The sequence below is a fragment of the Nostoc sp. 'Peltigera membranacea cyanobiont' 232 genome (genome assembly GCF_002245985.1).
Lineage (GTDB): Bacteria > Cyanobacteriota > Cyanobacteriia > Cyanobacteriales > Nostocaceae > Nostoc.
In genome coordinates, this window is sequence record NZ_NOLK01000033.1 from 24,195 (window position 1) to 36,858 (window position 12,664).

Annotated in this window: 2 protein-coding genes; both read left to right on the forward strand. The window is 41.9% G+C overall.

Annotated features, from left to right (window positions below; all coding sequences use genetic code 11):
- Positions 1 to 16 precede the first annotated feature (16 nt).
- Positions 17 to 3,274 carry a non-ribosomal peptide synthetase gene (locus CDG79_RS13770; protein WP_094342615.1) on the forward strand — a complete coding sequence of 1,086 codons (3,258 nt, stop codon included), beginning with the start codon at positions 17 to 19 and terminating at the stop codon, positions 3,272 to 3,274.
- A 133-nt stretch (positions 3,275 to 3,407) separates the two neighbouring features.
- Complete coding sequence (locus tag CDG79_RS13775; RefSeq protein WP_094342616.1) at positions 3,408 to 12,656, forward strand: non-ribosomal peptide synthetase; 9,249 nt, start codon at positions 3,408 to 3,410, stop codon at positions 12,654 to 12,656.
- Positions 12,657 to 12,664 lie beyond the last annotated feature (8 nt).

The following is a 12,664-nucleotide window of genomic DNA, read 5'->3' on the forward strand; positions in this document are numbered from 1 at the left end:
CAGAGGATAAAAAACTATGACAATGATTGAAGGCTTTGAATTATCATCCCAACAAAAACACCTTTGGAAACTGCAAGACTCTTCACCAAATCTTCCGTATCGTGCCCAGTGTGCTGTACAAATCAAGGGCAAAATCGAGTCAAATGCTTTAAAAGCTGCGATTGAACAAGCAATAGTGAATCATGAGATTCTCCGCACTACTTTCAATCGCGTGTCTGGAATGACTTTACCATTACAGGTTATCTCTCCTGATGCTACTTTTAATTTTACTGAGTACGATTACACGGGAATAGAATTAGAAGTACAATTGACTCAACTAGAGTTTTTGTTGAGAGAATATAGGCAAATTCCCCTTGATTTTTCCCAGAACTTACTTTTTCATGCTGTATTGGTGACTCTTTCTGAGGAAGAATCACTATTAGTGCTCAACCTGCCTGCCCTATATGTTGATATTAAGGGACTTGATAATTTAGTACTAAAAATTAGCAGTTATTATAGCGCTCACTTAAAAGGGGAAGAAATTCTTGACGAAGTGTTGCAGTACGCAGATATATCCGAGTGGCAAAATCAATTACTTGATGATGGAGATGAAGAACTAGTTCTTGCGAAAGGTTACTGGAGCAAGCATAATATTATTGATTATTTAAGTATAAAACTGCCTTTTGAAAAACAATTTTCTCGGAAAATTGGATTTGAACCTCGTTATTTGAAGTTTACTATTAGCCATATTCAAGTAGAGCAAATTTCAGAATTTCTTCAAAAAAAGAAAGTTAAAATTGATACGTTTTTCCTGGCTTGTTGGCAATTACTTCTGTGGCGTATAACTCAACAATCAAAAGTAGTTGTTGGAGTTGGTTGTGAAAATCGAAAGTTTGAAGAATTGCAAGATTCTGTTGGGTTGTTAGCGAGATACGTACCACTCATATCTAATTTGCAAGAAGGCTTATTGTTTGAGGATATTCTTAAGCAGATACAGTTAGAATTAGATAATGTTTATTTCTGGCAAGAACGTTTTGGATGGGAGTTAATCGTTGATGAAAACAAAAGTTATATCAATACTGCTTTTATTCCCTTCGCTTTTGACTTCAATAAACTAGACAATCATATTGCCGATAATATTTACTTTTCCATCGTTAAACATGACATATGTTTCGACAAATTTAAAGTCAAACTCAGTTTGACTTTAAATCAGGACAATTTGGTTGCACAGCTATATTACGATTCCAAGTTATTTGATGAAGATTATATTCAATGCCTAGCCGGACAGTTTGAAACCTTATTATCCAGTATTTTGAATTGTCCTGATACGGTTATTGAAAAAATAGGAATTCTCAGCGACGTTGAGCGAGAGGAAATTTTGCTCCAATTTAATGCTACGAGTTGCGATTACCCCAAAGATAAGTGTATCCATCAGTTATTTGAAGAGCAGGTAGAAAAAACACCAGATACTATAGCAGTAGTGTTTGAGAACCAGCAATTGACTTACCATCAATTGAATCAAAGAGCCAACCAACTAGCAGCTCATCTGCAAAGCTTGGGAGTCGGGTCGGATGGATTGGTGGGGATTTGCCTGCAACGCTCTCTTGAGATGGTGGTGGGATTGTTAGGAATTTTAAAGTCTGGCAGTGCATACGTACCCCTCGATCCCAATTATCCCCAAGAACGGTTGAGTTATATGTTGGCTGATTCTGGTGTTGATGTGTTATTGACGCAACAGTCGTTACTTGCAACTCTACCAGAATCCCAGGTAACGGTAGTTTGTCTGGATGATGACTGGGGGGTGATTGAACAAAAGTGTGGGGATAATCTTCAAGCATTGGTGAAGTCAGATAATTTGGCTTATGCGATCTACACTTCTGGTTCTACTGGACAACCTAAGGGTGTTGCTATTGAACACAAATCACTTGTAAACTATGTTTGTAGTATTATTGCAACGATAAATATTGAGCCCAGGAGTAACTTTGCTTTGGTGTCTACAATTAGTGCAGACCTGGGCAACACTGTAATATTTCCTTGTTTATTGACAGGTGGTTGTCTTCACGTAATTTCTCAAGAAAAAGTCTTTGACCCAAATGCTCTGAGCGAGTATTTTAGCCGTTATGATATTGGCTATCTCAAAATCGTCCCCTCGCATTTAGCATCTCTACAAGCATCATTAGATTCCGCTGCATCCGTTCTGCCGAGTAAAACACTTATCCTTGGTGGTGAAGCATCTAGTTCAGATTGGATAGAGACAATCCAAGTTCAATCTCATAATTGTAATATTATTAACCATTACGGACCTACAGAAGCTACTGTAGGGGTACTCACCTATGCTCTGGAGCAAAACTCCCTGCCTCTGAGTTCCCCTATATTACCCATCGGTCGCCCGATCGCCAACACCCAAATATACATCTTAGATAAACAGCTCCAACCATTACCTATTGGGTTTTGTGGAGAATTACACATTGGAGGTGATTGCTTGGCCAGAGGATACCTTAATCATCCAGAACTAACCCAAGAAAAATTCATCCCCAATCCCTTCCATAATTCAAAGTTATATAAAACTGGAGATTTGGCTAGATATTTGCCTGACGGTAATATTGAGTTTCTTGGTCGCATAGACCACCAGGTAAAGATTCGTGGCTTCCGCATCGAACTGGGAGAAATCGAAGCTGTCGTCAATACCCACCCTCAAGTTCAACAAGCTGTAGTTATTGCCACAGAAGATACTTCTGGTGACAAACGCCTAGTTGCTTATATAGTTACTATAGATCGGACAGTTACCCCCACAGAAATACGTGAATTCATCTTTTTAAAGCTACCAGAATACATGGTGCCCAGTAGTTTTGTCATCTTAGACGCTTTACCCCTAACACCCAACGGCAAAATAGACATAAAAGCCTTACCTGCACCTGATGGTAAAATTACGCGAGTCAAGGAATACATAGCGCCACGCACGCAAAATGAAGAAATAATAGCCAATATATTTGCTGCTGTTCTAGGTGTACAAAATGTAAGTATCCACGACAACTTTTTTGAATTGGGAGGACATTCTCTACTGGCAACCCAGGTCACTTCTCGTTTAAGGCAAACATTCTCTGTTGAACTATCCATACCACAAATCTTTGAATCACCAACTGTAGCGGGATTAGCTGAGGCTATAACTCAATTACAACTTCAGGATGCAGAGGATGAAGATATTGCCGACTTGTTAGTTGAATTGGAAGAACTATCAGATGAAGACGCACAACGGATACTAGCCCAAGAAAACCAGTTATTAGTACAGAACTAATAGGTGAAGGTCGAGGTTGTTAATAGCCTTTACTATTAACAACTTTTTTTAGCTTATAGTTATTCCTATGAAATGCCTTTTCCGTTTTACTTGCAACTTTTTGTCCTGTACAGAGAATTAATAGTTATTAGGTATGAACAGTATTAACCAAAAAATTGCTAGTCTTTCACCAGAAAAGCGGGCTTTACTAGAACTAAAACTTAAAAATAAGAAAAATAATAAATATCTTAATACTCCGCAATACGAGGAAATCCCCAAAAGGAGCAATCATGACTCAGTTCCCTTGTCTTTTGCCCAACAACGGTTATGGTTTTTGGATCAATTAGAAACCAATAATCCCTTCTACAAAACCTCTGGGGCATTTCTTCTGCAGGGTAATCTCAACTTACAAGTCCTGCAACAAGCATTATCAGAAATAGTACGCCGCCACGAAGTACTACGCACTAGCTTCCAAACTGTGAATGGCACACCAATACAGGTAATTCACCCAGAAGCCACCACAAACATAAATGTGGTGAACTTACAACAACACTCAGAAAAAGAACGCCAAACTTTACTACAGCAGTTAGTACAACAAGAAGCAATTACCCCCTTTGACTTAGAAATAGCACCATTCATCAGGTGTAGTTTGTTGCAGTTAGATGCCACAGAATATGTATTGTTACTAACAATGCACCACATTATCTCTGATGCTTGGTCAATTGGAGTATTAATCCAAGAAGTATCTAGTTTATATCAAGCTTTTTGTGCAGGAGAACCATCACCCTTACCAGAATTACCTATTCAGTATGCAGACTTTGCAGTTTGGCAAAGACAATGGTTGAGTGGCTTAGTCCTAGAAACTGAACTCAATTATTGGCAAGAGCATTTAGCAGGTGCGCCAGAATTCTTACAATTACCTACCGATCGCCCTCGTCCAAGCGTACAAACTTACCGAGGTGCTACTCAAAGTTTTACTTTAAATACCGATCTAACCCAGAAGTTGCAAACCCTGTCTCGTAAGTCGAATAGTACCCTATTTATGACCCTGCAAGCGGCATTTGCCACTTTACTATATCGTTACAGTGGTCAATCAGATATTTTAATTGGTTCTCCGATTGCCAATCGCAACCGCACTGAAATTGAGTCGTCGATCGGCTTTTTTGTAAATACCTTGGTGTTGAGAACCCATTTTGAAGATAATCCTAGTTTTGAGAGCCTACTTGCACAAGTTAGGAAAACCACACTAAAAGCCTACGAACATCAGGATGTGCCTTTTGAAAAAGTAGTAGAAGCATTACAACCACAACGTTATTTAAGTCATTCTCCCTTGTTCCAGGTGATGTTTGTGTTGCAAAATGCACCCATTGGTAAAGTAGAATTGCCTAGTGTGACTTTGAGTAAGTTAGATATAGAAAACACAACTGCCAAGTTCGATCTAACACTATTGATCGCCGAAACTGACCAGCGATTGGTGGGTCAATGGGAGTACAACACTGACTTATTTGATGGGTCAACTATTGAACAGATGGCCGGTCATTTCCAGAACTTGTTGTCAGCGATTGTAGAAAATCCCCAACAAAAGGTAAGTGAATTACCCCTGTTGATTGCAGCCGAACGTCACCAGTTGTTAACCGAGTGGAATGATACTGCAAAGGAATATCCAACTGATAAATGTATTCATCAGTTGTTTGAGCAGCAGGTAGAGAACACACCAGATGCTATAGCAGTGGTGTTTGAGAAGGAGCAGTTAACTTATCGGCAATTAAATCAAAGAGCCAACCAACTAGCACATCACCTGCAAGGTTTGGCAGTCGGACCAGAGGTGCTGGTGGGTATTTGTGTAGAACGTTCTATTGAGATGGTAGTAGGACTATTGGGGATACTTAAGGCTGGGGGTGCATATGTACCACTTGACCCCAATTATCCCCAAGAAAGGTTGAATTATATGTTGGCGGATTCGGGTGTTGAGGTGTTGTTAACTCAGCAGTCTTTACTCGAATCTTTGCCACAAAAGCACGCACAAGTGGTTTGTTTAGATACAGATGGGGAGACGATTGAGCAACACAGTCAGGAGAATCTTGATGTTGGGATATGTTCAGATAATTTGGCTTATACGATCTACACTTCTGGTTCTACTGGACGACCAAAGGGAGTTTTAGTTGAGCATAAAAATGTGGTTCGTTTATTTGCAGCCACTAAATTTTGGTATCACTTCAATGCAAATGATGTCTGGACTAATTTCCACTCCATTGCTTTTGACTTTTCTGTCTGGGAAATCTGGGGAGCCTTATTTTTTGGCGGACGGCTTGTAATTGTCCCCTACTGCATAAGTCGAGATCCTCAAAGCTTCTACGAATTGCTGTGTTCCAACAATGTAACAGTACTCAACCAAACACCTTCTGCTTTTCGCCAATTAATTCGCGTTGAAAAAGAAGCAGGCGATCAATTAGCCTTGCGCGCAGTGATTTTTGGTGGAGAAGCCTTAGAGTTACAAAGCTTACGTCCTTGGATTGAAAGCTATGGCGATCAGTCCCCGCGCCTGATTAATATGTATGGGATTACAGAAACTACCGTACACGTTACCTATCGCCCCATTGAGCTAAAAGATATTGCAGAAAATTGCGGGAGTGTGATTGGAACCCCGATTCCCGATTTATCCCTATATATACTGGACGAACAATTCGAACCAGTACCATTGGGAGTTCCAGGAGAAATGTATGTTGGCGGTATAGGGGTATCTAGAAACTACCTTAACCAGCCGCAGATAACAGCACAACGTTTTGTCCCTCACCCTTTTAGTGAGAAACCTGGAGCTAGACTTTATCGTACTGGTGATTTAGCTAGGCGTTTAAGAAATGGTGACTTAGAGTATCTGGGACGCAGCGACCAACAGGTGAAAGTACGGGGTTTCCGGATTGAACTGGGAGAAATAGAAGCAGCACTAGCAGCGATTCCCCAAGTCTCGGAAGCTGTAGCGATCGCCTACTCGCAAAACGAAGATGATAAACGTCTGGTTGGCTATGTTGTTCCTAACGGTGCTCCCCCTGAATCTAGCGACTTACGAGCTAGTTTAAAAGAATCGTTGCCAGACTACATGATTCCAGCGGCTTTTGTGTTTCTCGATGAAATGCCTTTAACCGCTCAGGGTAAAGTCGATCGTAAAGCACTACCGACACCGGATTGGAGTCATGGTGTTGCTAAAGGTATCCTGGTACTCCCACAATCAGCAGCAGAAAAAATAATTTGTCAAGTTTGGCAGAAAGTTCTAGGTATTGATGCTGTAGGGGTTGAAGATAATTACTTTGAATTGGGGGGCGACTCAATTCTAGCTCTGCAGGTGGTTACAGAAATGCGCCGTCAAGGCTGGGAAATGAAAGTAAAAGATATATTCGCAGAACAGCGTGTCAAAGAACTCGCTTTAGTGGTGAAAAGATTAGAATCTATTGCGTCTATTTCTGAAAAAGTTGGCGGTGAAACTTCTCTGGTTCCCATTCAAAAATGGTTTTTTGACCTTAACATTCCCAACCCCAACCATTGGAATCAAGCAGTGCTTTTAGAGGTGAATCAATCCCTGGATGTGCAAGTCATCCAAAAAGCCATCAAAACAGTTTCCTTGCATCATGATATTTTTCGGTTACGGTTCCAGCAACAAGCTGATGGCTGGCGACAATTTTATACTGAAAATGACTGGAGTTTTGCCTGGGAAAGCATTGATTTAAGCGCTCAGAGCCAGCAAGAACAGAATATAACGATGCAGTCACATTGGGATCGCCTGCAACAATCCCTAGATTTGAGTCAAGGACCATTAGCAGGTGCAATTCTGTTTCAATTGGGAGGAAAACGCCCCCATCGGCTGTTGATTGTGATTCATCACCTGATTATTGATGGTGTTTCTTGGCGCATCCTCCTGGAAGATTTAGGGGATGCAATTAAGGGCAAATCTCTGACACTACCCACAAGTTCTTTTCAACATTGGAGTAATTTTCTCCAATCTTTTACTCACTCCCGATCTATCCAGCAAGAACAAAAGTTTTGGTTGGCGATGATTAAGGATACCCAGTTCCAACTCCCATTAGATTTTGGCGATCGCAGCAGTAATTTAGAGTCTTCTGTGAAAACTATAGCGCTAGAGTTTACAGAAGCAGATACCAATAATTTTCTTACCCAAGCCCACAAAGCTTACCGTACCTCTCCGGAAGAGTTGCTGGTTGCGGCTTTGAGTCAGACAATTTCCAATTGGGCTGGAAACGAAGTTATCCAGGTGATGATGGAAGCTCACGGAAGAGAAGAACTAACCAATGATGTGCAGCTATCTCATACCCTCGGTTGGTTTACAGCACTTTATCCTTTGCGCCTTGACCTCTCATTGTGCAACGATCATCAAACTTTGCTCACCAGGGTAAAAGAACAAATGCGTGCTGTACCCAGACGAGGATTGGGGTACGGTCTTTTAAGATATTTGCAAAATAGAGAAACTACTGATGAATTAACTCTTGCCTGTGTTGGGGATATTAGCTGTAACTATCTCGGTCAGGTGCGCGGGGACAATTGGCAAGGAAATGATTTATTTCGCTTACTTCAGAATGAAGATACTGGACTTTTACATGACCCCAACGGTTTACGTCCCCATTTACTTGACATTATTGCCATTGTAGTTAATGGGAAACTCCAGGTTAATTGGTTGTACAGTTCTCATTTACATCGTCAAGAAACTATTAATAAGTGGACACAAGGCTTTCAACAAAATCTGCTAGCAATTCTTGCACATTGTACAGAACCTGGTGTAGGAGGATATACACCCTCAGATTTTCCCCTGATTCATATCGAGCAATCTTCCCTCTCTCACCTAGAAGCCAAGTTTCCGAATTTGGAAGACATTTATCCTCTTTCCCCCATGCAAGAGGGAATGCTGTTTCATACAGTGTATTCCTCAGAAGATGGAGTGTATTTTGAACAAGGTATAGGAAGAATCACTGGATTAAAAGATGTTGCTGCTTTTAATCTAGCTTGGCAAACTCTTGTGGAACGACATCCCGTACTTCGCAGTGCTTTTGTGTGGTCTGGTCAAAAACAAGCCGTGCAAATTGTCAACAAATCTGTTGAGTTTGGGATTATTGAATATGATTGGCGTGATTTATCCCCCCAGTTGCAAGAAGATGAACTAAACCGATATCTCACCACCACACGCAAGCAGGGATTTGTGTTAGACCAAGCGCCTTTAATGAGTTTTGCCATTATGCGCTTAGATGATAACACTTGGCAGTGGGTATGGAACCATCACCATATACTTGTGGACGGATGGTCTTTACCAATCCTGTTTAAAGAAGTCCTGATTATCTACCAATCCATACTCCAAGGAGTTTCCCCCTCCCTAGCTCCTGTTACCCCTTACCGTCATTACATCCAGTGGCTAGTATCCCAAGATGAGCAGCAAACACAACAATTCTGGCGGGAAAACCTCGCAGGTATTGATAAACCAACACGTTTATTATCTAGTTTCCTTAAAGATGCAGAGGTAATAGAAAATCAACGCCCCTATGATAAAGCAGATTTACATCTGAGTGAGAAAGAATTTGCTAGCTTGCAAAAGATGGTGCAAAAACAGCGATTGACCCTGAATACTTTAGCTCAAGGAGCCTGGGCGCTGATTTTACACAAATATGGTGCAGGAGAAGATGTATTGTTTGGTGTCACCGTTTCTGGACGCCCGCCGGAATTGGGTGATATTGAGAATATGGTGGGTCTATTTATTAATACTTTACCCCTGCGAGTGCGCTTTAACCCCACACTGACTGTTACTGATTGGTTGCAAGAGATTCAACAGCGCCATTTGCAGATGCGCGAATATGAACATAGCAAATTGACACATATCCATCAGACCATTGGATTTCCGGCTGGGGAACCTCTATTTGAAAGTATTTTAGTCTTTGAAAATTACCCTATAGATCAGTCTTTAAAAACCCAAGGTGATGATTTGCAAGTAGACAATATTCAGTTTTACGAGAGAACCAATTACCCATTAACTATCGCTTTTCTTCCAGATAATGGGTTGGTTTTGAGACTGAATTATGAAACCAAATTCTTATCTGCAGCAGCAGCCAAAACCATGCTGCAAAGATTGAAGCATCTACTGTTGCAACTGGCTGAAAATCCCCACTCTCATCTGGGTGTCATCGAGCTGTTATCAACGACAGAGAAACAGGAAGCGATCGCCCTAGGAAACGGACCGAAGATTGGTTGGGGAGATTTTCAAGGAGCCCATCAAATTTTTGAAGAGCGTGTTGAGCTTAATCCAGATGCTACAGCACTGGTGTTTGAGGATGAATCTATTACTTACAAAGAATTGGAACAACGCGCTAACCTACTAGCTTCCCAATTGCGAGAGCGAGGAATTAGCTACGAATCGGTGGTGGGATTGTATCTAAATTCGTCAATTAATTTTATTGTCGGGATGTTGGGAGTTCTAAAAGCTGGAGCAGCATTTTTGCCCCTAGATCCCAACTATCCCCCAGAACGGTTGAAATGGATCTCACAAGATTGTCAAGTAGAACTATTTATAAGCGATCGAGAAACCAAGGGGTTTTTCCAAGTAGATGCAGACAAAGTGATTAATTTAGCCGAAATTGACTGGAATAGACAAGTAACTCGCCTCAACTTACCAATTTTTGCTTCTCATCTTGCTTATCTAATTTATACTTCCGGTTCCACAGGAAAACCCAAAGGAGTGATGGTTACTCATGCAGGGGTTCAAAATCTAGTGCGATCGCAAACTGAGGCTTTTGAGGTAACCGCAGCAAGTCGAATTTACCAATTCGCTTCGGTAAGTTTCGATGCGGCAATTTCGGAGATTTTCATGGCTTTGGGTGCGGGAGCAACCCTATATATGAAAAACAAAGCCTACCGATCGCCTAGTCCGGCACTATGGCAAGCCTTAACCGCCTGGAAAATCACGCATATTACCCTCCCACCATCCCTGCTAGCTGCCATTAAGCCAGAGGATTTACCAGAGTTAAAAACCACGATCATAGCTGGCGAAGCTGCTTCAGGGAACTTACTGGAGCGTTGGAGCAAGGAAAAGGATTGCCGCATCTTTAACGCTTACGGGCCTACAGAAGCAACAGTTTGTGCCAGTCTTGTCGATTGTAGCGATTTAGTCGGAGAACCCAGTATTGGCAGAGCGATATTTAACGTTGAAATGTACTTGCTCGACTCTAATTTAGAACCAGTGACTGTTGGAGTTCCCGGGCAAATATATATTGGCGGAATTGCCTTAGCTCGAGGCTACTGGAACCGACCAGATTTAACCGCAGCTGCTTTTATTCCCCATCCTTTCTCTACAGAAGCTGGAGAGCGTCTTTACTGCACTGGAGATATGGGCGTTAGCGATCACTTTGGCAACATTCGCTTTTTGGGTCGCCAGGACAATCTGGTCAAATTGCGCGGACATCGCATAGAGCTAAGAGAAATTGAAGCAGCTTTGCTAGGTTACGAAAAAGTAGATAGTGCGGTCGTACTTCTGCGAGAAGACTTACCCGGAAAACCCCAATTAGTAGCATATGCTCTCCCTCGAGTAGAGACTACCACTTCCAAAGTCTTAACCCATTTATCTGAAATTTTGCCCTCGTATATGGTGCCTAGCACGGTAGTATTTGTCGAGGAATGGCCCCTAACTCCCAACGGCAAGATAGACCGGAAGGCACTGAAGTGCCCCGAACTGCCCGCCGTTAAACCAGCAACATTTAACAGCCAAACAGAGCAGATCCTGGCACAAATCTGGGCTGAAGTGCTTGGAAAAGAAGCAGTGCATCCAGAAGACAACTTTTTTGAGATTGGCGGCGACTCAATTATTAGTTTGCAAATTGTTTCTCACGCTCGCGAAGCCGGATTAGAGATCGACCCCAGAGATATTTTTGAGACTAAGACCCTCAGCAGACTGGCAGAGGTTGCTCGCTCCCTGAGTAAGCAAGTAGTAATATCCGAACCCGTAACGGGTAAAGTTCCCCTCGCGCCAATTCAACGTTGGTTTTTCGAGCGCAACTTACCCCATCCCCATCACTGGAACCAACCCCTAGCCCTAGAAGCGAAAGAGCCGCTCGATCTAGCTGCATTGCAAGTAGCTTTAGCAAATGCGATCGCCCATCACGATATCTTCAGATTGCAGTTTGTCTGGAATGGGAAGGTATGGCAACAATCTTACTCCGTCCCTGCGGCAAAACCTCCTTTGCGGGTTGAGGACTTCGCTCTTTGTCCGTTTGATAGGCAAGCCGAGTTACTCGAAAAGACTGTAGCAGAAGAACAAACACTTTTTAGTCTGGATCGTCCTCCTTTACTACGGCTTCTTTATGCCAAAAACCTGCAAGAATATGGCAACGTACTTTATCTACTTGCCCACCACTTAATTGTAGATGTTGTCTCCTGGCGCATTCTGGGGGAAGATTTCGAGCGAGCTTACAAGTCAGCCTTACTGGGTGAACCTGTTTCTTTACCTCCTCGTACTTCTTCTTACCGACAGTGGACAACCAGCCTAGAAAAACTGGCTAATTCACCAGAAATTGCAGCAGATATTTCATTTTGGCAAGAGCAAATCTCCCATTCTCATAGTACTCTGCCAGTTGATCGTCAAATTCGGGGAAAGAATACAGTAGATAGCCTGGCTATTGCATCGGTACAAATGTCGGGCAATCGCACCCGAGCTTTACTAACGGAGGCAACTACTAATTATCGTGCCACTATACAAGAGATCCTCCTTGCTAGCCTCCTTGTTACCATAACCCAATGGAACGGTTGCGATAATTTGTTAATAGATTTAGAAAGTCACGGTCGCGAGGATCTTGGCAGCAAACTTGATTTATCTAGAACTGTAGGTTGGTTTACCTCCCTTTATCCCGTTCTCTTGCGAGGGACAAAAAACACTAACCAAGAGCAATTGCTCAAACAAGTCAAAGAACAAATGCGAGCTATTCCCCATTCCGGTCAAAGTTACGGTATGCTGCGTTATTTGTCTTCAGATCCGAGCGTCAGAGAAAAACTTTGCGGACAAAAAGCTCAAATAAGTTTTAATTATCTCGGACAAATAGATAGTACACAAAAGAATAGTAAATTTTTTCAACTCAGCAATGCTCCCACGGTCGCGGGGATGTTTGCAAGACAAGAACTGCCCCATCTTTTAGCTGTTAATGCTTTCATTCAAAATGAATCTCTACAAGTGAATTGGTACTATAGTCATAATATATATCGCTCTGAAACTATCGAGGACCTAGCGCTAAATTATCTCGACCGCCTTGGTTTTTATTTAGAAAGCGTCAACTGTAGCTCTGATTCTTATAGCGTCAGCGATTTTTCTTTAGTGGAACTGAGCGATAGCGAACTAAATTCTATTCTGGAAAATCTAGATAATTAACTAAAAAA